Source organism: Paeniglutamicibacter sp. MACA_103 (genome assembly GCF_045798555.1).
Classification (GTDB): Bacteria; Actinomycetota; Actinomycetes; order Actinomycetales; family Micrococcaceae; genus Paeniglutamicibacter.
The window spans coordinates 1-21,966 of record NZ_JBIXLN010000021.1 but is presented as its reverse complement, the minus strand read 5'-3'; the positions used below and the strand labels follow the sequence as shown (position 1 = coordinate 21,966).

The following is a 21,966-nucleotide window of genomic DNA, read 5'->3' as shown; positions in this document are numbered from 1 at the left end:
AGAGTCGATCACAACGACTCGGTGAGGGCCGTATTGATCAGGGCCTTGAGCGTGGGCTTGTCGGCGACACCGAGAATGCGGGCCGAGACCCGGCCTTTTTTGTCGAGGACCAAGGTGGTGGGCACGGCCTTGAGCGGTACATACTTTGTCATGGCGAGCTGGATCGCGCCCTGGGTGTCCTGCACCGACGGGTACTTGATGCCGAAGGTGCGCTCGAAGGCCTCTGCCGCTTCCTTTTCGTCACGCACGTTGATGCCGATGAATTCGGCCTTGCCCTTGAACTCGTTGTTGAGCTCGACCATGTGCGGGGCCTCGATGCGGCACGGGGCACACGCCGCGTACCAAAAGTTCAGCACCGTGGCCTGTCCTGCCCAGGTAGCCGAGTCGATAGTGGTTCCGTCGTAGGCCACTGCGTTGATTTCAACCGGTTCCGTGCGCGAAGCCGGACCGTATTCCTCCACCGAGCCGTCGCCGGCTATGTAATTCTTGTTATTGCCTTCGCGCGCCTGCTTGGCCAGGGGGTCTTCCTCCCCCACGCAAGCCGCCAGTGGCAGCACGGCGGCGCCAAGTACTGCAGCGCGCAAGAATGTACGTCGTCCCAAACGCTTCGCTTGGGACGAGATGGGATCGGTCATGATCTCAGGCTCCAGGGATGTTAGCAGCGTTGGCCAAGAGGTCCACGCTAGGTTCTGCATAACGGACTCCGACCAGACTTTCACCTTCAAAGTCCAGGCTAGTCACGGAGGTGAGAGTGCACTCGCGTTTCCGCGGGTCGTGCCACAGGGCCTTGCCCTCGGCGGAGCGGCGCGTTACCCAGATGGGCAGCTGGTGGCTGACCAAAATGGCTTGCGCCCCTCGGCCGCCAAGTTCCACCGCTCGATCGCGGTGTTCAACAATGGCGGTCATCATTCGTTCCACCTGGTCCCGGTAGGGTTCCCCCCAGGATGGACGAAATGGGTTGACGACAAAGGACCAGTACTTTGGTTCCTTCAGTCGGTTCTTAATCTGGGAGAGTCCCTCGAAACGGTTCGCCGCCTCGATGATTCGATCGTCTGTCACGATTTCCAGGCCCAACGCCGCAGAGGTGGGCCTTGCCGTTTCCTGCGCCCGCACGAGCGGGGATGACACCAAGTGGGTGATATTTGCGCCCGCGCTTCGCTGGGCCGTGAAGTATTCCGCGGCCCGCACCGCCATTTGGTTGCCAAGTTCGGAAAGGTGGAATTCCGGTAGCCGACCGTAGAGGACCCTGTCCGGGTTATACACTTCGCCGTGACGCAGAAGGTGAACGGTGGCAGTCGACATGGATTAAGTGTCTCAAATCTTTGTTCCGTTACCTAAACCGGACACTTGATTTTGCCCACGTGACCGGCCCTTGAACGCATCCCGAAGCCGTTGGCGCGATGACCCGGCTCCTTGCCCCAGCCCTGCGCGCAACCTGCAGAGCAGGTCTCGGGAAGGGGCCCTGACCGAAGTGCATGTCGAAACGAAAAACCATCCTTAGGGAGGGGTGAAAAGCAATCTCGAACGGATATCGTGAGGGTAAGTCATTCTTTTCCAACCCCAAGGAGCAGGTTATGTCTACCCCTGAAAATGATCCCCTGAATCCCGAGAAGCCGCCCACGGATCCCGCACCGCCGCAATACGGACAGCGTGCACCGCAGGATCCGAATGCTGCCGGGCAGCCCCCATACGGCCAGCCGCCACAGTACGGTGCACAGCAGCCGAATCCGTATGGCCAAAACCCCAACCCCTATGGCCAGCCCGCACCCGCGAACAATCCGTACGGCCAGCAGCCCCCGCAGGGGCCATATGGGCAGCAGCCGTACGCCGGCGGTTTCCCGGTTCCCCCTCAAGGCAACTTCGCACCGCCCCAGATGCCCACCCACCGTCCCAAGGAACTGGACACCTCGTTTTGGGCCATCCTGGCAGCGGGCGTCGCTTTCCTGCTGAGCTCCGTGTTTGGTTTGAGCACCGCCGCAATCATGGAACAGGTTGAAGCGGTACCCGAGCTGGAAGAGCAGCTCGCGGCCGCCGGAATGAGCATCAGCGACGCAATCCCCATGATCCAGACCACGGCGATCGTGTTCGCAGTCGTTGGCTTGTTGATCTACGTCCTGATTGCCTTCATGGTCCGCAAGGGAAGCGGCGTGGCACGCATCTTCGCCACGATCTTCGCCGTCCTGTCCTTGTTCAGCATCGGCAGCGGCCTGCTGATGGCTCTCTCGGTCGTCCTGGGCGTCGTTGGCGTGGTCTTCGCCTGGTTGCGCCCCTCGAGCCAGTTCATTGCTGCGCGGCGAGCGGCACGGGCTGCAGGATACCGCTAAACACCACACCCAAAAAGGTCCGTGGGTTCCAGCCGTTGCCGGCCGGATCCCACGGACCTTTTTTGTGTTTTGGCCAGGTCGCGGACCTGTGCCGGCACCTAGGAATCGAGGTTTTGTGCGTGGTAGGCCAGGATTTGAAGCTCGGTGGCCAGATCGACCTTGCGAAGGTTTACCCCTGGCGGGACCTGCAGCACCACCGGTGCAAAGCTTAGGATGCTTCGCACGCCGCTTTCCACCAGTTTGTCGCACAGTTCCTGGGCGGCTGCGCCGGGAACAGACAGGACGGCCATGTTTGCGCTGGTGGCCTTGAGGATCTCGTCGAGGTCGAGAATGGGCTGGACCTTCAAGTCACCCACCGTGCTGCCGATAACCTCCGGCGAGGAATCCAGCAGCGCAACGATTTCGAATCCGCGGCTTCTGAAACCGCCATACCCGGACAGCGCACGGCCCAAGTTTCCGGCACCGATAATCGCAACGCGCCACTGCCGCAAGAGCCCCATGGCCTTGGAAATATGTTCGGCCAGCTCGGTCACCACGTAGCCCACTCCACGGGTCCCATAGGATCCAAGAAGGGAAAGGTCCTTGCGCAGGATCGCCGGATTCACTCCAGCCTCCGTTGCCAGGACACCTGAAGAAGTACGTGCCTCGCCGCGACCCTGCATGGTGTTCAGGGCGCGCAGGTACTGGGTCAACCGCGCAAGGGTTGCTTCGGGAAGAATCCTGCCCAGTGAACCCGTCGCTGTCTGCCCCACGGTCATGTCGGGCTCCAGGTCGTGCTCGATCAGGGGTTCGGCAGCGGGGACCGTTGATTCGCTGCTTGCTGGGTCGCGCTCGGTGGGCATTCTGCTCTGACTCAATTCCTTGGATACTTTTGTGACTTACCAACCAGTTCACGCGACACTGCCGCTCGGCCTCGTTTTCGGGGGCCGGCGTCGGTGTCGTCGTCCTAGCTTGTCAGCAATGTCTCAAGGCGTTGGGCGTCTATCACCCAAAAGTCCCGTACCCGTCCGTCTACCAACAGCACGGGCACCTCTTCCGAGTGGCGTTCCAAGAGTTCTGCGTCCTGGTCGATGTCGATTTTTTGCCAGGTGTAATCCAGCCGACCGGTGACCTCATCGAGTGTTTCGATCGCGGCCTGACACAGATGGCATCCGGACCGAACCAACAAAGTAATTTCCCTCGGGGTCTGCTCACTGCTCATGCCCCAACGCTACAGCGCCCGCCAAAAAAGATTGCAATACACTGGGCGGATGCCCTCAAACCTTTCCCCCGCGTCATTTCCTGGGCAAGAACCGTTGCATTCGAGCACGACCGCGGCCTTCTTCGATGTCGACAACACCATGATGCGCGGTGCCTCTCTATTCGCCGTAGCCCGAAAAATGTATCAACGACGGGCTTTTAGGCTGCGTGAGGTGGCGTGGTTTGCCGTTCACCAGTTGCGGTTCGTGGCCCGGGGAGAGAACCTCGGAGACATCCAGGCCATCCGTGACCGTGCGCTCTTGATGGCCGCGGGGTTCTCCGTGGCCGACATGGTTGCGCTCGGGGATGAAATTTATGACGAATTCATTGAGTCGAAAATCTGGCCAGGCACCCGCGCAATTGCCGAGCAGCACCTGCACGCCGGGCGGAGGGTATGGCTTGTCACTGCCACGCCGCTGGAGGTCGCCTCGGTGATGGCCCGCCGACTCGGGCTCAGCGGGGCCTTGGGCACGAGCGTGGAACACGTCGAGGGCATCTACACCGGCCGCCTGGTCGGCGAGATCCTGCACGGCGCGGCGAAGGCCGAGGCGGTCCAGAACCTGGCGCTGGAACAGGGGCTGGATCTTGACGAATGCTGGGGGTACAGCGACTCGCACAACGACATCCCCATGCTTGAAGCGGTCGGGCACCCCGTGGCGATCAATCCCGACTGGAGACTGCGCCGCCATGCCAAGGACCGGAACTGGCCGGTTTACGACTTCCGAACCGGACGCAAGGCCGCGACCTTTGGGTTGAAGGCCGCGGGGATCTCGGGAGCCCTATGGGGCCTGTGGCGCAGTGTCGGCGCCCTGCGACGCCGTCCCTGACATTTCTGAGGCCATCCCCCGGCTTTTGCCGCAGCATGCAAAAAGGTGCGTTTCCCCAAGAGGGAAACGCACCTTTTTACATGCTCAATTCCGGGCAAGCCCGGAGCCGGCATTTACTTCTTATTACGACGCTGGTGGCGGGTCTTACGAAGCAATTTACGGTGCTTCTTCTTGGCCATACGCTTGCGGCGCTTCTTAATAACAGAGCCCATAATGGTTCCTCACAAACTGATTCGATTGCCGACTACTATTTCTTCGGCACCAAAGCACCAGAATAGCCAACTGGACGTTAAACGTTCCTTAACAGATTACCTGCTTCTAGAGCAGATTCTGACCACTCGCGAAATTCGGCGGCGCTAGCCGGTGTTGGAGTCCCGGCCGAACCCGGCTGCCCGCAGGTACTCCTGCACGGCGTTTTCCGGTACGCGGTAGGAACGACCGAACCGCACGGCCGGCATCTCTCCAGAATGGACGAGGCGGTAAACCGTCATCTTTGACACACGCATCACCTCGGCAACCTCGGCCACCGTCATGAAACGCGCGTTGGCAAAGTTTTGCGATTCGACCATTCCCTGTTTCTCCTGACAATTTCACATAGCAATCATGCCTTGGCGCAGACCGAGGAACGTACCTTGTCTGTGCCAACACCCCAAGATACCCTATGTCCTTCTGACTCACTTTAGTGGCTCGTGGGGCCAATGTGAACGATTCTCGGCTTCCCGGGGCCACCATTTCTTGCGGGGAACCCATATATTGCGCGTTTAGCGCGCAGCACGCACCGCTTCGGCAAGCGTCGCGAGCAATTCGGCGCTGGTTTCCCAGCCCATGCAGGCGTCGGTGACGGACTGCCCGTAGGTCAGTCCTGCCAGCACGTCCGAGCCTTGGGCCACCACATCCGGATCGTGTTTCTGCGCTCCCGGCACCAGGAAGCTTTCCGCCATGACCCCGGCAATCAATTGGTCTCCGTCTGCAATGCGGGCGGCCAGCTCCGCGATGACTTCCGCCTGGCGCAGATGGGATTTGCCCGAGTTTGCGTGGGAGGCATCGACGATCACCCGCGGGTTCATGCCCGCGTTGCCCATTGCGGTCGACGCGGCGGCCACTGGCTCTGCCTCGAAATTGGGACCGTCGGCGCCGCCGCGCAGGATCAGGTGGGCGTCCTCGTTTCCCGCGGTCCGGACCACCGCGGTGCGCCCGTCGTCGCTGATGCCCAGGAAGGACTGCGGTGAGCCGGCAGCCTGGCAGGCGTCGATGGCCACCTGGACCGACCCGTCCGTGCCGTTCTTGAAACCCACGGGCATGGACAGCCCGGAGACCAGCTGCCGGTGCGTCTGGCTTTCGGTGGTGCGCGCCCCGATGGCGCCCCAGCTGATCACGTCGGACAGGTATTGCGCGCTCAGCGGCTCGAGGAATTCCGTGGCCAGCGGCAGGCCCAGGTTGCTGGCCGCCAACATGAATTCGCGTGCGGCACGCAGCCCCGCGGCCATGTCGTGGCTGCCGTCGAGGTGCGGGTCGTTGACCAGGCCCTTCCACCCCACGGTGGTGCGCGGCTTTTCGAAGTAGCTGCGCATGACCACCAGCAGTTCGCCCTCGTGTTCCTTCGCGGCGGCGGCGAGCCTGGTGGCGTATTCCAGCCCCGCTACCGGGTCGTGGATCGAGCAGGGGCCGATGATGACCAGCAGGCGCCCATCGAGCCCGGAGAGCACGGCTCGCACCTCCTGGCGGGCCCGCATGATCCGGTAGCCCTGGGCATCTTCCACGGGAAGCTCGGCGACAAGTTCCGCGGGGGTGGGCAGTTCGGTGATGCCCAGCACGCGTTCATTGGTGTTGGCGCGTTGCTGTGTCTCGGTGGCGACTGCGATGCTCATGGTTGGGGGCCTTTCGGTTACGGCCCCGCGCGTCTTTGCGGGGCCCATTGGTTTCAATGCGGCCCCCGCTGACACGTCTCCGTATTCCTCCAGGGCCGCTATCTTGGAAATAGCGAAGGGCCTGCAAGCAACAGCTTGCGGCCCTTGTCGGCTCTGAAGGTGGGTATGCGAAATTATCGCGTCTTAGGCCCCTCCAGAGCCGACACAAAATACGCATACCAACGATTAGTCATGGTTGAAAATGTACCCCCGGGACGTCGAAAACCACAAACCCGGCCCCAAGACTCGGCGAAACATGACGTCTCAAAAACGCAAAAAACCGGGGCCGGAAAGCAGAAACCCTGGGGTTCGTGCTTGCCGGCTCCCGGCTTTGGTGCCTCGTGCGACGGTTGCTGCGGACCTGGCTAGATCAGGCCCTGGGCCAGCATGGCGTCGGCGACCTTCACGAAGCCGGCGATGTTGGCGCCCGCCACGTAGTTGCCCGGTACGCCGTATTCGTCGGCGGTGGAGGCGCAGCGGTCGTGGATGCCGACCATGATCTCGGTCAGGCGCTCCTCGGTGTGGGCGAAGCTCCACGAGTCGCGGCTGGCGTTCTGCTGCATTTCCAGCGCGGAGGTGGCCACGCCGCCGGCGTTGGCGGCCTTGCCCGGGGCAAAGAGCACCCCTGCGTCCTGGAACAGCGAGGTTGCCGCGGCGGTGCAAGGCATGTTGGCGCCCTCGGCCACGGCGACGACGCCCGAGGCGATCAGCTTCGTGGCGTCCTTGGCGTCCAGCTCGTTCTGGGTGGCACACGGCAGCGCCACGGTGGCATCGACGTCCCAGACGTTGCCGCCCTCGACGTAGTGCACCTTCTTGGACTTGGCACGCTCGGCGTACTCGCTGATGCGCCCGCGCTCGACTTCCTTGATCTGGCGAAGCAATTCGACGTCGATGCCGCGTTCGTCAACGATGTACCCGGAGGAATCCGAGGCGGTCACGACGCGGGCGCCGAGCGCCTGGGCCTTTTCGATGGCGTTGATGGCCACGTTGCCCGAGCCCGAGACCGAGACGCGCTGGCCGTCGAAGCTGGCGCCGCGGGTCTTAAGCATTTCGTCGGTGAAGATCACCGCGCCGTAGCCGGTGGCCTCCGGGCGAACCAGGGATCCGCCCCAGCTGATGCCCTTGCCGGTGAGCACGCCGGACTCGTAGCGATTGGTGATGCGCTTGTACTGGCCGAACAGGTAGCCGATTTCGCGCCCGCCCACACCGATGTCACCGGCGGGTACGTCGGTGTACTCGCCGATGTGGCGGTAGAGCTCGGTCATGAACGACTGGCAGAAGCGCATGACCTCGGCGTCGGACTTGCCGCGCGGATCGAAGTCCGAGCCGCCCTTGCCGCCGCCGATGGGCATGCCGGTGAGCGAGTTCTTGAAGATCTGCTCGAAGCCCAGGAACTTGACGATGCCCAGGTACACCGAGGGGTGGAAGCGCAGTCCACCCTTGAACGGGCCCAGGGCGGAGTTGAATTCAACGCGGAAACCGCGGTTGATCTGTACCCGGCCTTCGTCATCCATCCACGGCACGCGGAAGATGATCTGGCGTTCGGGCTCACACATGCGCTGCAGGATCGCAGCTTCGGCATATTCAGGATGCTTGCGCGAGACCGCTTCGAGGCTTTCGAATACCTCGGTCACCGCCTGGTGGAATTCTGCTTCACCGGGGTTGCGACGGAACACTTCGTCGCGAATGGTCGCTAGATGCTGGTCCAAGTCTTATCTCCTCATCACTTGGGGCAGGCACGAGGGCACGCTGCCGCCATGTCTGGCGACGCTGCCCCAGACGTCGAGGATGCCACGGCCGCGCCCGGTCGGCACAACCGGGCGTCATCAACCGGGCACGCCCGCGTAATTTTTTGAGCTCCCGTGTATGCTTTCGCGCCGACATTTCCGGCCGCGGAGCGGTGCTGAAGGCTAGCGCTTCCTGCCGAATTTCGGCTTGGGCAGGCGGTCCAGGAAATCGTGGGCACGGCCGGTGACCTGTTCCAGTCCGCGGCCCACGGTCCGGCCCAATTGCGCGGCGGCCACCGTTGCCTGGCTGGCCGCCTCCTGCGATGCCAGCTGGGCTTCGACATGGCCCTCCGGGACCAGGCCCAGGACGGGTGCCGGGGGCACGAAGCCGTGCAACCAGGCCTGCAGGTCAAGGAACGTCCCGGATTCCAGGGCGTAGTAGCGGCGTTGCCCGTCGGCGCGCATCGAGACCATGCCGGCCTCGCGCAGGACCTTCAGATGCTTGGAAACGGTCGGCTGGGAAACGCCCAGGGCCTCGACCAGGGAACCGACCGAGCGCGACTCCTCGCGCAGGGAATCGAGCAACCTGCGTCGGGTGGGGTCGGCCAGGGCGGAAAAGATATCATCATGAGCCACCGCATAACCCTATCCGCATATACGTGCAATGGCATCTTTGGGCGACCTAATCGAACCAGGGGTCCAGCCCGAACAGCGGGAAGATCTCCTTGCGGGTGGCCATCACGGTGCGGTCCACCGGATCCGCGGGGTCGTAGCCGACCTCCCAGCTGCGCCACCACAATTCGGCGTTGTCGCCCATGGATTCGGGGGTGCGGATCCCGTAGCGCCCGAGCACGTAGTCGCGCCAGCTGCGCGGCACGGGGGTGGCCAGCGGTACCGGCTTGCCCGAGGCGACCGCCACCAGGTGGCTCCAGGCCCGCGGCACCACCGAGGCGGTGTTGTAGCCGCCCCCGCCCGTGGAGATCCAGCGCCCGCCGCAGAGCCTGGCCGCCAGCTCGGCGATGTCCAGCGCGTTCTGCCGCTGCGCGTCGACGGTCAAGCGCAGGTTGGACAGGTCGTCGTCGCGGTGCCCGTCGCAGCCGTGCTGGGAGACGATCACCTCCGGTTCGAAGGCCGCCGCCAGCTGCGGGACCACCGCGTGGAAGGCGCGCAGCCAGGCCGCGTCGCCGGTGCGCGGGGGGACGGCGATGTTCACCGCGGTGCCCTGCGCGTTGGGTCCACCGATCTCGTTGGCGAATCCGGTGCCGGGGAACAGCGACATGCCCGTTTCGTGGATGGAGATGGTCATGACCCGCGGGTCGTCCCAGAAAATGGACTGCGTGCCGTCGCCGTGGTGGGCGTCCACGTCGATGTACAGGACCTTCTGCACGCCGCCGTCGAGCAATCGCCGGATCGCCAGGGCCGCGTCGTTGTAGATGCAGAAGCCGCTCGCCTTGGACGCGGAGGCGTGGTGCATGCCGCCGCCGAAGTTGACCACGTGCAGGGCCCTCTCGCCCAGTATGGCCTCGGCGGCCAGCAGCGAACCCCCGGCCAGCCGGGCGCTGGCCTCGTGGATCCCCGCGTAGGCCGGGTTGTCCTCGGTGCCAAGACCGCGGGCCTCGTTGGGAACCTGCGGGTTGGCGCTGACCTCGTGGACGGCGGCGATGTAGGCCGGATCGTGCACCGCGGCCAGTTCCGCGTCGGTGGCCACCGGCGGGGCGGCCAGGGTGACGTTGGAGCGCCCGAAGAGGCCCAGGTCCGTACAGAGCCGGGCGGTGAGCTCCAGCCGGAGCGGGTGCATCGGATGGGTCTCGCTGAAGCGGTACTGCATCATCTGCTCGCTCCAGATCACCTGGGTCGGGGGCAGCGGCTCATTTACGGCAAACACCCATTCAGGCTACGCGATCTGCACCACCGGTGTGCGCCAAGACACTCGTGTGACCTCCGCCAACCCAGTGCCCCGGCACCCGGCGCGGGAGGGGCCAGCGAGTCGGCGGGCCACCGGCCGATCCCGCTGCGCCATGGTTTATTGTGGGATCTTGCGGGGCAGCGCTTCCGCACCGAAGTTTTCCACGTCTTGGAGCCGAGCAGATCACATGGGAATGCCTCCCTTTTCCGAACCAGCACGACGGCCGGTCACCGAGTCGGGCGCGCCGGCCCGCTGGCGCTCGCGCCTGGGGCAGTGGCGCCGAATCGTCTCCGACTTCACCGTCCGCTCCCCCGCGCGCCTGGCCCTGTTCAGCTTTGCCCTGGTGATCTCGCTGTTCACCTCGGTGCTGGCGCTGCCGCCGTCCTCGGCCAGCGGGGAGTTCACCCCCTTTTACGACGCCCTGTTCACCGCGGTCTCCGCGGTGTGCGTCACCGGCCTGACCGTCGTCTCCACCGCCACCCACTGGTCCTTCTTCGGGCAGCTGGTGATCATCATCGCGGTGTTCGTCGGCGGCCTGGGCATCCTGACCCTGGCCTCGGTGCTGTCCCTGGCCGTGTCCAAGCGCCTGGGCGTGCGCGGCAAGCTGATGGCGCAGAACTCCATGAACACCTCCGCCGCCTCCACGCTCGGCGAGGTCGGTTCGCTGCTGCGCATCGTGATCACCACCTCGGTCGCCATCGAGATCGCCCTGGCCCTGATGTTGGTCCCGCGCTTTTTGATCCTGGGCGAACCGGTGAACGAGGCCGTGTGGCACGGGATCTTCTATTCGATCTCCTCCTTCAACAACGCCGGGTTCACCCCGCACTCCGACGGGTTGGTCCCCTACGAGACCGACCTGTGGATCCTGGTGCCGCTGATGCTCGGGGTCTTCCTGGGTTCGCTGGGCTTCCCCGTGCTGATGGTGCTGCTGGCACACCGCTTCAACGCCAGGAGGTGGACGCTGCACGCCAAGCTCACCCTGCTGGTCACCTCGATGCTGCTGGTGGTCGGCACCCTGCTCTGGGCCGCGGCCGAATGGTCCAACCCCGACACCATCGGCTACATGTCCAACGGCGACAAGGTCATCCACTCGGTCTTCGCCTCGGTGATGACCCGCTCGGGTGGCTTCAACCTGGTGGAGCAGGGGGAAATGGGCCAGGTGACGATGCTGCTGTCCAACGCGCTGATGTTCGCCGGCGGCGGCTCGGCCTCCACGGCCGGCGGCATCAAGGTCACCACCATCGCGGTGATGTTCCTGGCGATCTTCGCCGAGGCCCGCGGCGACACCGACGTGCGCGCCTTCGGCCGCCGCATCCCGGAGGGCACCATGCGCGTGGCCATCTCGGTCATCGTGCTGGGAGCCACGCTGGTGATGCTGGCGACGGCCTCGCTGCTGGTGATCAGCGGGACCTCGCTCTCCCGGGCGCTCTTCGAGTCGATCTCCGCCTTCGCGACCGTGGGGCTGAGCACCAACCTGTCGGCCGAATTGCCGCCGGCGGGCAAGTACGTGCTCTCGGCGCTGATGTTTGCCGGCCGGATCGGTACGATTACCCTTGCGGCTGCGCTGACCCTGCGCCAGCGCAACCAGCTCTACCACTTCCCCGAAGAGAGGCCGATCATTGGCTGAGAAGAACACCGACCACAACGCCGCGGTGCTGGTCATCGGGCTGGGGCGCTTCGGCGCCTCCGTGGCCGAGCAACTGGTCAAGCAGGGCCGCGAGGTCCTGGCCATCGAACGCAACCAGGAACTCGTGCAGAAATGGGCCTCGGTCCTCACCCACGTGGTGGAGGCCGACGCCACCAACATCGATGCGCTGCGCCAGCTCGGCGCCCAGGAGTTCACCTCCGCGGTGGTGGGCGTGGGCACCTCGATCGAGTCCTCCGTGCTGATCACCGTGAACCTGGTGGACCTGGGGATCGAGCACCTGTGGGTCAAGGCCATCACTCCCTCGCACGGCAAGATCCTCACCCGCATCGGCGCCAACCACGTGATCTACCCGGAGGCCGATGCCGGGGTCCGCGCCGCCCACCTGGTCGGCGGTCGGATGCTGGACTTCATCGAGTTCGACGACGGGTTCGCCATCGTGAAGATGTACCCGCCCAAGGAGACCCAGGGCTTCACCCTGGCCGAGTCCCAGGTCCGTTCCAAGTACGGGATCACCGTGGTGGGCGTGAAGTCCCCCGGCGAGGACTTCACCTACGCCCAGCCCGACACCAAGGTCACCCGCCGCGACGTGCTGATCGTCTCCGGGCACGTGGATTTGCTCGAGCGCTTCGCCGCCCGGCCCTAAGCCGCCCGGAAGACAAAAGAGTTCCCCCGCCACCGTTGTGCGAACCCGGTGGCGGGGGAACTTTTCTGTTTGCTAGGCCAGCTCCCCGGTGATCTCCGCGGCGCGTGCGGCCGCGGCGGCCGCGCCCCGGGCGACGATGCCCGGCAGGTCTTCCGCCTCGAAGACGGCCAGGGCCTGAACGGTGGTGCCGTTGGGGCTGGACACGCCCTGGCGCAGGGCGGAGGGGTCCGCCTGCGGTTCCGCCAGCATCTTCCCGGCCCCGGCGACGGTGGCGCGGGCCAGGTCGGTGGCCAGCGCCGGGTCCAGGCCCAGCTTGACGCCGGCGGCGGCCATGGCCTCGGCCAGGTAGAACGCGTAGGCCGGTCCGGAGCCGCTGATGGCCGAGACCGCGTCCTGCTGGGACTCGGGGACCACGTGCACCACGCCGGAGCCGGCGAACAGGTCCACGACGGTGGCCAGCGCCGCCTCGGAGACCGTCGGCCCGGCACTGAGCCCCACCGCGCCGAGGCCCACCTGCAGCGGCGTGTTGGGCATGGAGCGAACCACGGGCTGGCCTGGGGAAAGGTGCGCGGCGATCATGTCGATGGTGATGGCGGCGGCCACCGAGACCACCACGGCGGTGGGCTTCAGCGCGTCCCTGATCTCGTCGCACAGCGCGGCGATGCCCACGGGCTTGACGCCCAGGAAGACGATGTCCGCGTCCTTCACGGCCTTGGCGTTGGACTGGGGGTCCTGGGCCCCGATGAGCACCGTGACCCCGGTTTCAGCGCGCAGGGCCTGTGCCTTCGCGTCGCTGCGCAGGGTTGCCACGATTGCCGCCGGGTCGTAGCCGGTGGCGATGATGCCGCGCAGCACCGCCCCGTTCATGGAACCGGTGCCCAGGAAGGCAAGTTTGTTCGCGGCAAGGGCTGAAGTCGAAAGCACTGAAGTCATGTGCCCATTGTTCCACGGCCCGCGGTGACGCGGGCCGCACGTGCGCGCGGTGCGGCTAGATCGAGTAGCGCCCGGAGTCCGCGGACTCGGTGACCGGGGCCAGGTAGCGGCGGGCGAATTCGAGGGTCTCGCCCAGCCAGGCCTCACGCTCCCCGGCGCCCTTGGCCTTGCGCGTGGAGACCTCCACCGCCACCACGCCGTCCCAGGCCGAGTCCCGCAGGTATTCGATGGCCTCGATCACCGGCTGGGTGCCGCGCCCGGGCACCAGGTGCTCGTCCTTGCCGTTGTTCATCCCGTCGCACAGGTGCACGTGGGTCAGCCGCTGCCCCAGGTCGCGGAAGGCCACCGCGGAGTCCATGTCGGCGATCGCCGAATGCGAGAAGTCCCAGGTGACGAACTCGTAGGGTTCGGGGACCGGGTTCCAGTGCGGCAGGTACATCTTGGCCTCGCGTCCCCGGGCACGCCACGGGTACATGTTCTCCACCGCGATCTTCACCCCGTACTCCTCCATGATGCGGCGGATGCCGGTGGCGAACTCGGTGGCATAGGTGCCCTGCCAGCGGAAGGGCGGGTGGGCCACCACGACGTCGCAGCCGACCTCAACGGCCATGGCGGCGGCGGACTCGATCTTGTTCCAGGCGGTGCCCCAGACCTGCTGGGTCAGCAGCAGCGTGGGCGCGTGGATGGCCATCACGGGCTGTTCGTAGCGCTCGGCCAGCCGGTTCAGGGCCCGGGCGTCCTGGGAGATCTGGTTGCCGGTGACCAGCACCTCCACCCCGTCGTAGCCCAAGTCATGGGACACGGCGAAGGCGTCGTGGACGTTCAGCGGATAGACCGAGGCGCTGGAGAGCGCCACGGGAATGGGGGCGTTGTTGTTGTTGCCTGACTCGACCATGGAACGTGCCCCTTGTCTTTTCCTTACAGAACGTTGCTGCCCTGGGACATCGACATTACCGAGGACCTGCCCAGGGCGACCTCTCCGACACCCACGCTACTACTGAGCGGCACCGTGGAGTCAAAAAGGACGTGATCAAAGCGGCGCAGCATCAAACCCTCGCGCAGCGCCCACGGGCAAATTCGCAGGCTCTTGACCTTCAGCGCGCTCATGGCCTCCAGGGCGACGATGGCGCCGGCCAGCAGCTGCGGGGCGCGGATGGCCGAGACCCCCGGCAGCTCGGCGCGCTCCTCCCAGTTCATCGCGGTGAGCCGGTTGGTCCAGAGCTTGAGCGACTCGGCGCGCAGCACCCGCTTGACGTAGGGTCCCTCGGCGGACGGGGCCGCCCCGGTGATCCGCGCCAGCGAGCGGAAGGTCTTGGAGGTGCCGGTGACCACGGTGGGCCGCCCGAACCCGCCCAGCTCGGCCACCGGCTCGGCGAGCACCTCGCGCACGTGGTGGCGCAGCGCCTTGACCTGCTTGATCGAGGGCGGGTCCTCCGGCAGCCACTCGCGGGTCAGCCGCCCGGCACCCAGCGGCACCGAGTGCGCGGTGGTGGGGAACTCGTCCTGGCCCATGGCCAGCTCGAAGGAGCCGCCGCCCATGTCCAGGTTCAGGATCCGATCCGAACTCCAGCCGAACCAGCGGCGCACCGCGTAGTAGGTCATCCCGGCCTCCTGCTCACCGGTCAGCTCGGTGAGCCTCACGCCGGTCTCGGCCACGACCCTCGCGAGGACCTCCTCGCCGTTGGCCGATTCGCGGATGGCCGAGGTGCAGAAGGCCAACAGGTCCTCCGCGTGGTGGTTGATCGCGAACTGCGCGGCCTCGTGCACGAAGTCCAGCAGCTCGGCCTGCCCGGCCTCGTTGATGGCCCCGTGCTCGTCGAGGTATGCCACAAGCGAGAGCGCCCGCTTGTGCGAGGCGAAGGGCACCGGGCGGGCGCCCGGATATGCGTCGACCAGCAACAGGTGGACCGTGTTCGACCCGATATCCAGTACGCCCAGCCTCATGGTGTCATCCTCATGTGTGTGGCTTCCTGCCGCGTGCGGCTAGTTGCCGGTCTTCTTGGCCGCCGGCTTTTTGGCCGGTGCCTTCTTGGCGGGCGCCTTCTTGGCCGGGGCCTTGGCCGCGGTCTTGCGCTTGACCGGTCCGCGGGCGCGCTTGTCCGCGAGCAGCTCGATGGCCTTCTCGCGGGTCAGCTCCTCCAGCGTGGTGTCGCGCGGGATGGTGATGTTGGTGACGCCATCGGTGATGTAGGCACCGAAGCGTCCCTCCTTGACCACGATGTTCTTCTCCGAGACCGGGTCCGGGCCGAACTCGGCCAGCGGCGGCACCGCGGCACGGGCGCCGCGCTGCTTGGGCTGCGAGTAGATTTCCAGCGCCTCCTCGAGGGTGATCGTGAAGATCTCATCCTCGGAGCCGATGGAGCGCGAGTCGGTGCCCTTCTTCAGGTAGGGCCCGAAGCGGCCGTTCTGCACCGTGATCTCCGTACCCTCGGCGTCCACGCCGAGCACGCGCGGCAGCGAGATCAGCCGCAGGGCCTCCTCGAGCGTGACGGATTCCACGGTCATCGACTTGAACAGCGAACCGGTGCGCGGCTTGGCCTTGACCGGTTTCTTCGGCGGCTTGGGCTTGCCGTTCTTGTAGTACTCCACGGGCATGGCGGCCAGTTCCTCGGCCGTGGGCTCCACGATGACCTCGGTGACGTAGGCGCCGTAGCGCCCGTCCTTGGCCACGATGGTGCGCCCGGTCTCCGGGTCCACCCCCAACACGTTCTCGCTCGGGCCCTGGTGTTCCATGAGCTCGATGGCCTTCTCGGCGGTGAGCTCGTCCGGGGCCAGGTCCTCGGGCACGTTGGCGCGCTGCGGGTCGGTGCCCTCCGGGGCATCGGCCGGCAACGGCTTTTCAAGGTACGGGCCGAACTTGCCCACGCGCAGCACGATGCCCGGAGCGATGTCGATGGAGTTGATGGCACGGGCGTCGATGTCGCCCAGGTTGTTGACCACCGATTCCAGGCCGGCCTCGCCGCGTTCCTTGGAGCCGAAGTAGAAGTCCTTGAGCCAGGCGGTGCGGCCCTTCTGGCCGTGGGCGATCTCGTCGAGGTCGTCCTCCAGGCGTGCGGTGAAGTCGTAGTCCACGTACTTGCCGAAGTGCTCTTCCAGCAGGCGCACCACGGAGAACGCGATCCAGCTGGGCACCAAGGCCCCGCCGCGCTTGGTGACGTAGCCGCGGTCCATGATGGTGGAGATGGTCGGGGCGAAGGTCGAGGGGCGCCCGATCTCGCGGGCCTCCAGCTCGGCGACGATCGAGGCCTCGGTGTAGCGGGCCGGAGGGCTCGTGGTGTGCGAAATCGCGTCGATGCCGGTGCCGGCCAGCGGGTCGGAGACCTTCAGCTGGGGCAGCCGTGCCTCCTCGGCGGCCTCCGCGGCTTCTGCTTCGCGGGCGGCGTCGCGGCCCTCCTCGTAGGCGGCCATGAAGCCGCGGAAGGTGATCACGGTGCCGGAGGCGGAGAACTCGGCGACCTGCCCGGTGGTGGACTCGCCGGCGAGCTTGATGGTCGCGGTGAAGCCCTTGGCGTCGGCCATCTGCGAGGCGACGGTGCGCTTCCAGATCAGCTCGTAGAGCTTGAATTCGTCGGCCGAGAGCTGCGCGCGGACCGTGGCCGGGCGGCGGAAGGAGTCGCCGGCGGGGCGGATGGCCTCGTGGGCCTCCTGCGCGTTCTCGCTCTTGCCCTTGTAGACGCGCATCTTCGCGGGCACCGAGTCGGCGCCGTAGAGTTCGGCGGCCTGCTTGCGGGCGGCGTTCACGGCCTCGTTGGAGAGGAACACCGAGTCGGTACGCATGTAGGTGATGTAGCCATTTTCATACAGGCGCTGGGCGACCTGCATGGTGGACTTCGAGCTCCAGCGCAGCTTGCGGCTTGCTTCCTGCTGCAGCGTCGAGGTGGTGAACGGCGCGGCCGGGCGGCGGGTGTAGGGCTTCTCGTCGACCGAGGTGACGGCGAAGTCCGCGTTTTCCAGGCCCTGGGCCAGGGCCGCGGCCTTGCTTTCGTCCAGGTGCGCGACGGAACCGGACTTGGGGGTCTTCAGTTCGCCGCGGTCGGTGAAGTCGCGGCCCGTGGCAACGCGTGCCCCGTCGACCGAGGAGAGCTTGGCGCCGAAGGACTCGCCGGCGGCGGTGGCGAAGGTGCCGGTCAAGTCCCAGTAGGAGGCGGTGCGGAAGGCCATGCGTTCGCGTTCGCGCTCGACGACCAGGCGGGTTGCCACGGACTGCACGCGTCCGGCGGACAGGCCGCGAGCCACCTTGCGCCAGAGCACCGGGGAGATCTCGTAGCCGTAGAGGCGGTCGAGCACGCGGCGGGTTTCCTGGGCGTTGACCAGGTCGGTGTCCAGCTCGCGGATGTTCTCCATGGCACGGTTGATGCCCTCTTGGGTGATCTCCGTGAAGGCCATGCGGTAGACCGGGACCTTGGGCTTGAGCACCTCGAGCAGGTGCCACGCGATGGCTTCGCCTTCGCGGTCCGCATCGGTTGCGAGATAGAGCGCGTCGGCGCCCTTGAGCTTGGCCTTGAGTTCTGCCACCCGCTTCTTCTTGTCCGGGTACACCACGTAATAGGGGTCGAAGTCGTTCTCGACGTCCACGGCGAACTTGCCGTAGGGACCCTTCTTCATTTCCGCCGGAAGATCGGCGGGTTGCGCCAAATCGCGGATATGCCCCACCGAGGCGTCGACTTCAAAGCCCTCGCCCAGATACTTGGCAATCGACTTGCTTTTCGCCGGGGACTCCACGATCACGAGTTTCATTCCGGTCTTTTCCTTGGCCTTGGCGGGCACAGCACTCCTATTAGCAACCAGTGGTGCACCAAAGTGGGCGCACAGCACATTCCCTGCTCTAGGTTAGCCGTATTTTTAAGCGCCAAGGCAAGCAGCGACCCCAAGACGCATTTTTCCGCTCTCAGCCGCAGTGCCTCAGCGAGCCTGCTCCCCACGGATTTCAGGCAGGAAGGAAAGCATGTAGTAGAGCCGTTCCCCGTCGACACCGCGCTGCTCGGGTTCGGCCAGCGCCTCGTACTCATAGAGCAGTCCGTAGACCTTGGCGATGAATTCCTTGCGTTGGACCTCGGAGAGGAACACCACCCCCGTGGTCAGCACCGGTGCCCTGTCCGGCTCGGGCTCCTTGCCCTCCTTGCGTTCTTTGTCACGGCGCGCGATTTCCGCCGAGAGCCTGTCGCGGAAGGCGTTGAGCTGCACGTTCAGGTAGGCGTTCTTCGCACTGGTGGAATCCGAAAGCGAGCCCAGCACGAGCTGGCCGCCGGCGGCCTTCCACCGGCGTTCGCGTCCGTCGCCCTCGCTGGCCGCGCGGACCACGTAGCCGTACTTTTCCAGGGCGCGCAGGTGGTAGCTCATCGCGCTGGGCGTCAGGTCGCAGCGCGTGGCCAGCTCGGTGGCCGTGCGCGTGGACTGCGAGGCAAAGAGTTCCTCGAGGACCGTCAGGCGCGCCTCGTGGGCGAGCGCGCGAATGGCTTGCGGGTCGCTGATAGACACCGAGGTGACGGGCATCGGAGACAGGCCACTGCTGGTGGCACTTGGTCCCGTGGAAGTGTTCTGGCTCATATGAAAAAACTTTAGCGGTTGTTTCGCATCTCCAAAAGGAAGCCACGCTTAATTAGCCGGACAACCCCTTCGTGAAGCCGGGAAGAAAACTCCGGATCGCCGTCGCCGACCAGCGACTCCAAGGCACCGACTAGGGACGATACGCTCAAATCGCCGTCGCATGCCGACACGAATCCGGCCAGGGCGGTGTCCAATATTTCGGTTCGCCGCAAACCCGCTCCCTGGCGTAACAAGATCACCCCGGGGTGCTCGGCGCCGGGGCGCTGGTGGCGTTCCTCGGTGACGTCCTCGCCCACGACCAGGTGCAGCCCGCCCACCTCCGTCGCAGCCAGGTCGTCGGCCACCGCGACGTCCCGGGCAAGGTACGGGCCGATGGGCTGTTCGATGGGGTAGCTGATGGACTCGAAGAGCCGGCCCATGCCTGCGTGCTCCGCGGCGGGCCGCCGCAGCCACACCATGCCGAAGCCGATGGCGGCGACGTTGCGTGAGGCGAAGTCATCGAGGTAGGCACCATACTGCGCGGCGAAGGACTCCGGGTCGCGACCCTGCGAGGCATCGCGCAGCCACGTTTCGGCGTAGCCGGTGGGGCTCACGACCTCGCGCTGGATGAACCAGGCCTCGGTGTCCCCGGTGAGCCAGGAGCGCGGACCGGCGCTCCATTCGGGTTCCTCCTCCGGGCTCGCGGAGGCGGTGATCTCCCAGTTGGCGAGCATTTGCGCGGTGCCGCCGGGATTCAGGATCCCGGGCAAGGTGCGCACGAGGGTGGCCACCAGGGAATCCCCGGGCATCCCGCCGTCGCGGTAGGTGAAGCGCTCGGAATCGTCCTGGCCGGCGGTGCGCGGGGTGATGACGAAGGGCGGGTTGGAAACCACGAGGTCAAAGTGCTCCCCGGCCACGGGCTCGAGCAGGGAGCCCAGGCGCAGGTCGACGCGGGCGGAAAGGTTCCCCGGGTCGATGTCCAGGGCCTGGTGGTTCAGCAGCAGGTTGAAGCGGGTGAAGCCCAGAGCGCGGGCGGAGATGTCGGTGGCCACCACCCGTCGGGCGTGGGAGAGCAGGTGGAAGGCCTGGATCCCGCAGCCGGTTCCCAAATCCAGGGCGTTCTCGACCTGCGGGCGGACGGTGGTCTGGGCAAGGGTCAGGGAAGCCTGGCCGATTCCCAGCACGTGGTCGTGGCGCAGCACGCCGGGGCGCTGGTGGGCACCCAGGTCGCTCGCCACCCAGATCTCGGCGTCGGCATCCGAGGCGTGCGGACGCAGGTCGATCCGGGCCCGGTGGTTCCGGCTTCCGTCGACGTCCTCGATCAGGCCCAGCGCGCGCAACCCCTCGATCCCGGTGGCGGGGAAAGCGGCGGCAAGCTCGTCGTCCCCGACATCGGTGCCCAGCATGAACATCCCGAGGACGGTACCCAGCGCGGTTGGCTCGGGTTGGGCGGCGATGCGGCGCAGCGCGGGGATGAGCTGGTCGCGCATGAGCGCCTCGTGCGCGCTGTCCCCCAGGAACTTCGTGATCGCTTCGTGGGCATATTCCGCACGCCGCAAATCCCCGGCAAGGAGTTCAAGCAGCCGGGCGTCGTCGCTGCGCGGGGCATCGGGGACCTGGGAAAAGTTTTCGATGGAAGTCACGTCCCACAGTCTATCGATCCGGGGAAAACGGGTTCGGTCCTGTGCCTATGATGGAATCCATGATCGAGGTCACCACCACCCACCTGCAGCAGCTCTCTCCCGAGGGGATTCTCCCTTCTTCCCGTCCCTTGCCGGCCGGAGCCCGCATCGAGCGGGTCGCGGAGATCACCCCGGAGTTCAGCAAGTTCCTGTACCGGGGCGTGGGCAGCGGCTGGAATTGGTCCGACCGGCTCTCCCTGACCCGCACGGAGTGGGAATCCCTGGTGCGGACGCCGGGGGTCGAGACCCACGTGCTCTACGTCGATGGGGCGCCCGGCGGCTACGTCGAATTGGCCGGACGCGTCCAGGATTCCGGTACCGAGGTTGAAATCATGTACTTCGGCCTGTTCCCGCAGTGCATCGGACGGGGCTTGGGCGGCGCCCTGCTGACGGAGGGCATTTCCCGGGCATGGGACCTTGACTCCCGGTTCGAGGGCTTTCCACCGGTGAGCCGGGTCTGGGTGCACACCTGTTCGCTGGATGGACCGGCCGCCATCGCCAACTATGAAGCCCGCGGGCTGAGGATCTTCCACACCGAAACAGAGATGGTCGAGCCCGGCGACGGGGCCGCCGGGCTGTGGCCCGCGGACTCCGTCACGGCCTAGACCGCGGCCCCGGCTGCTGCCGGATTTGCGCGGCGGGCATTTCATCGAGCCGATGACTTGCCCGGACCGGCATCTACGGCGCCGGGCGTGATCGCGAAACCCGGGCACGCATAGCGCCGTGCCATCTCGCTCGGCAGCCACTTGCCGGATTCCACGTCGTGGCCCGCGGCCGCCCCAAACCCAATTTCAGCGTTATCCACAGTTCCCCGCGCACTTCCCCATTCCCCTTCGCGTCGGCGCATGCTGGTGGACATGGAAACCGACCGGTTCATCGAACTTTCCGCGGGCACCCGCGGCACCCCGGGACACCCCGTGTCGCCGGACGATGAACTGCGCGCCCTGCTCGAGGCCCAGCGCCTCGCCCGCGACCTGGCCCGCCGCGTCGCCCGCACCACCTCCCCCACCGCCGCGGCCCTGTTCGCCCGGGCCGCCGAGGACGCGCACCGCACCGCCGCCCACGCCCGGCTGCTGGCCGCCGACACCGCCCGCCGCACCCTGGCCCACGAACTGCCCGAGGCCACCTTCGACGCCCTCGCCGCCCTCCACGCCGACCCGGGCCCCTACCTCGCCGGCGCCGCGGCCCTGCCCCCGGACCCCCGCACCGTCCCCGCCGGACGGCCCGTCTTCAAGGACACCACCGAATTCCTCGCCGGCTTCCTGCACATCGGCTACTTCGAGGCCCGCGAACGCGTCCGCACCATCGCCCTGCTGCTGCCCGGCACCGACCAACACGGCCAACCCGTCCCCGCGCGCTTCCCCGTCCTGGCCGGCGACCTGGCCAACGGCACCGCCGACCCCGGCCAGATCGGTGCCGCGGCCCGCAAGCTCGACAAGCTCGCCCCGCACCTGGACCGGCACCCCGACCCCGCCGTGCTGGCCGGGACGCTCGAGGAGCGGGTCGCCGAATCCGTGCGCCGCGAGGACCCCCGCACCACCGCCAGGCTGCTCGCCGGCATCCAGGGCACCCTCGAGCAGGGCACCGGGGACGTCCCGGAGGAG

The 21,966-nt window shown here is 66.3% G+C and carries 21 protein-coding genes and 1 pseudogene; 6 read left to right on the top strand and 16 right to left on the bottom strand.

Features of this window, described 5'->3' with window-relative positions; translation table 11 throughout:
- Nucleotides 1-8: 8 nt before the first annotated feature.
- Nucleotides 9-635, bottom strand: coding sequence for a TlpA family protein disulfide reductase (locus tag ACIPVK_RS11425; RefSeq protein WP_407612098.1), 627 nt, complete (start codon nucleotides 633-635; stop codon nucleotides 9-11).
- A gap of 4 nt (nucleotides 636-639) precedes the next feature.
- Nucleotides 640-1,302 carry a histidine phosphatase family protein gene (locus ACIPVK_RS11420; protein WP_407612097.1) on the bottom strand — a complete coding sequence of 221 codons (663 nt, stop codon included), beginning with the start codon at nucleotides 1,300-1,302 and terminating at the stop codon, nucleotides 640-642.
- A gap of 272 nt (nucleotides 1,303-1,574) precedes the next feature.
- On the opposite strand from ACIPVK_RS11420, the gene ACIPVK_RS11415 reads away from it, so the two are divergent.
- Nucleotides 1,575-2,324, top strand: coding sequence for a hypothetical protein (locus ACIPVK_RS11415; protein WP_407612096.1), 750 nt, complete (start codon nucleotides 1,575-1,577; stop codon nucleotides 2,322-2,324).
- Nucleotides 2,325-2,422: 98 nt separating this feature from the next.
- Here the strand turns inward: ACIPVK_RS11415 and ACIPVK_RS11410 are convergent, their stop codons facing one another.
- Both ACIPVK_RS11410 and ACIPVK_RS11405 read right to left on the bottom strand, forming a co-directional pair.
- Nucleotides 2,423-3,082 carry a redox-sensing transcriptional repressor Rex gene (locus tag ACIPVK_RS11410; RefSeq protein ID WP_407612149.1) on the bottom strand — a complete coding sequence of 220 codons (660 nt, stop codon included), beginning with the start codon at nucleotides 3,080-3,082 and terminating at the stop codon, nucleotides 2,423-2,425.
- A 188-nt stretch (nucleotides 3,083-3,270) separates the two neighbouring features.
- On the bottom strand, nucleotides 3,271-3,525 hold the full coding sequence (locus tag ACIPVK_RS11405; protein ID WP_407612095.1) for a glutaredoxin family protein: 255 nt from the start codon (nucleotides 3,523-3,525) through the stop codon (nucleotides 3,271-3,273).
- On the opposite strand from ACIPVK_RS11405, the gene ACIPVK_RS11400 reads away from it, so the two are divergent.
- Nucleotides 3,524-4,390, top strand: a complete 867-nt coding sequence (locus tag ACIPVK_RS11400; RefSeq protein ID WP_407612094.1) for an HAD family hydrolase — start codon at nucleotides 3,524-3,526, stop codon at nucleotides 4,388-4,390. The genes ACIPVK_RS11405 and ACIPVK_RS11400 overlap by 2 nt on opposite strands.
- Nucleotides 4,391-4,503: 113 nt before the next feature.
- Here the strand turns inward: ACIPVK_RS11400 and ACIPVK_RS11395 are convergent, their stop codons facing one another.
- The 6 genes from ACIPVK_RS11395 to ACIPVK_RS11370 all read right to left on the bottom strand — a co-directional run bounded on the left by ACIPVK_RS11395 (nucleotide 4,504) and on the right by ACIPVK_RS11370 (nucleotide 9,855).
- Nucleotides 4,504-4,602, bottom strand: coding sequence for a 30S ribosomal protein bS22 (locus ACIPVK_RS11395; protein WP_003792170.1), 99 nt, complete (start codon nucleotides 4,600-4,602; stop codon nucleotides 4,504-4,506).
- A gap of 144 nt (nucleotides 4,603-4,746) precedes the next feature.
- A complete protein-coding gene (locus tag ACIPVK_RS11390) occupies nucleotides 4,747-4,959 on the bottom strand; it encodes a helix-turn-helix domain-containing protein (RefSeq protein ID WP_407612093.1) in 213 nt (70 codons plus the stop codon).
- A 192-nt stretch (nucleotides 4,960-5,151) separates the two neighbouring features.
- Nucleotides 5,152-6,258, bottom strand: coding sequence for a 3-deoxy-7-phosphoheptulonate synthase (locus ACIPVK_RS11385; protein WP_407612092.1), 1,107 nt, complete (start codon nucleotides 6,256-6,258; stop codon nucleotides 5,152-5,154).
- A gap of 404 nt (nucleotides 6,259-6,662) precedes the next feature.
- The gene (gene gdhA, locus ACIPVK_RS11380) at nucleotides 6,663-8,006 is read right to left on the bottom strand and encodes an NADP-specific glutamate dehydrogenase (protein ID WP_407612091.1); all 1,344 of its coding nucleotides are present in this window, start codon (nucleotides 8,004-8,006) and stop codon (nucleotides 6,663-6,665) included.
- 201 nt (nucleotides 8,007-8,207) lie between these two features.
- Nucleotides 8,208-8,660: an ArsR/SmtB family transcription factor gene (locus ACIPVK_RS11375; protein WP_407612090.1), complete on the bottom strand. Its 453-nt coding sequence runs from the start codon at nucleotides 8,658-8,660 to the stop codon at nucleotides 8,208-8,210.
- 46 nt (nucleotides 8,661-8,706) lie between these two features.
- Nucleotides 8,707-9,855 (bottom strand): acetoin utilization protein AcuC, encoded by a 1,149-nt coding sequence (locus tag ACIPVK_RS11370; protein ID WP_407612148.1) that lies wholly within the window; start codon nucleotides 9,853-9,855, stop codon nucleotides 8,707-8,709.
- A 262-nt stretch (nucleotides 9,856-10,117) separates the two neighbouring features.
- Between ACIPVK_RS11370 and ACIPVK_RS11365 the strand changes: the two genes are divergently transcribed.
- Both ACIPVK_RS11365 and ACIPVK_RS11360 read left to right on the top strand, forming a co-directional pair.
- A complete protein-coding gene (locus tag ACIPVK_RS11365; protein ID WP_407612089.1) occupies nucleotides 10,118-11,557 on the top strand; it encodes a TrkH family potassium uptake protein in 1,440 nt (479 codons plus the stop codon).
- Nucleotides 11,558-11,582: 25 nt separating this feature from the next.
- Nucleotides 11,583-12,221: a TrkA family potassium uptake protein gene (locus tag ACIPVK_RS11360; protein WP_113761830.1), complete on the top strand. Its 639-nt coding sequence runs from the start codon at nucleotides 11,583-11,585 to the stop codon at nucleotides 12,219-12,221.
- Between the two features lie 72 nt (nucleotides 12,222-12,293).
- Here ACIPVK_RS11360 and proC read toward each other — a convergent pair whose 3' ends face one another.
- From proC to ACIPVK_RS11330, 6 genes are all read right to left on the bottom strand, one after another.
- Nucleotides 12,294-13,154 (bottom strand): pyrroline-5-carboxylate reductase, encoded by an 861-nt coding sequence (gene proC / locus ACIPVK_RS11355; protein WP_407612088.1) that lies wholly within the window; start codon nucleotides 13,152-13,154, stop codon nucleotides 12,294-12,296.
- Nucleotides 13,155-13,209: 55 nt separating this feature from the next.
- A complete protein-coding gene (locus tag ACIPVK_RS11350) occupies nucleotides 13,210-14,049 on the bottom strand; it encodes a sugar phosphate isomerase/epimerase family protein (RefSeq protein ID WP_407612087.1) in 840 nt (279 codons plus the stop codon).
- A 23-nt stretch (nucleotides 14,050-14,072) separates the two neighbouring features.
- On the bottom strand, nucleotides 14,073-15,098 hold the full coding sequence (locus ACIPVK_RS11345; RefSeq protein ID WP_407612086.1) for a Ppx/GppA family phosphatase: 1,026 nt from the start codon (nucleotides 15,096-15,098) through the stop codon (nucleotides 14,073-14,075).
- A 39-nt stretch (nucleotides 15,099-15,137) separates the two neighbouring features.
- Nucleotides 15,138-17,921 (bottom strand): type I DNA topoisomerase, encoded by a 2,784-nt coding sequence (topA, locus tag ACIPVK_RS11340; RefSeq protein WP_407612085.1) that lies wholly within the window; start codon nucleotides 17,919-17,921, stop codon nucleotides 15,138-15,140.
- Between the two features lie 135 nt (nucleotides 17,922-18,056).
- On the bottom strand, nucleotides 18,057-18,701 hold the full coding sequence (locus ACIPVK_RS11335; RefSeq protein ID WP_407612084.1) for an ArsR/SmtB family transcription factor: 645 nt from the start codon (nucleotides 18,699-18,701) through the stop codon (nucleotides 18,057-18,059).
- An 11-nt stretch (nucleotides 18,702-18,712) separates the two neighbouring features.
- Entirely contained in the window at nucleotides 18,713-20,323 is a 1,611-nt protein-coding gene (locus ACIPVK_RS11330) for a methyltransferase (RefSeq protein ID WP_407612083.1), read from the bottom strand.
- Between the two features lie 59 nt (nucleotides 20,324-20,382).
- Here ACIPVK_RS11330 and ACIPVK_RS11325 point away from each other — a divergent pair, with 59 nt between their 5' ends.
- Nucleotides 20,383-20,967 carry a GNAT family acetyltransferase gene (locus ACIPVK_RS11325; protein WP_407612082.1) on the top strand — a complete coding sequence of 195 codons (585 nt, stop codon included), beginning with the start codon at nucleotides 20,383-20,385 and terminating at the stop codon, nucleotides 20,965-20,967.
- 240 nt (nucleotides 20,968-21,207) lie between these two features.
- Nucleotides 21,208-21,966, top strand: a pseudogene (locus tag ACIPVK_RS11320) (HNH endonuclease); the annotation flags it as partial.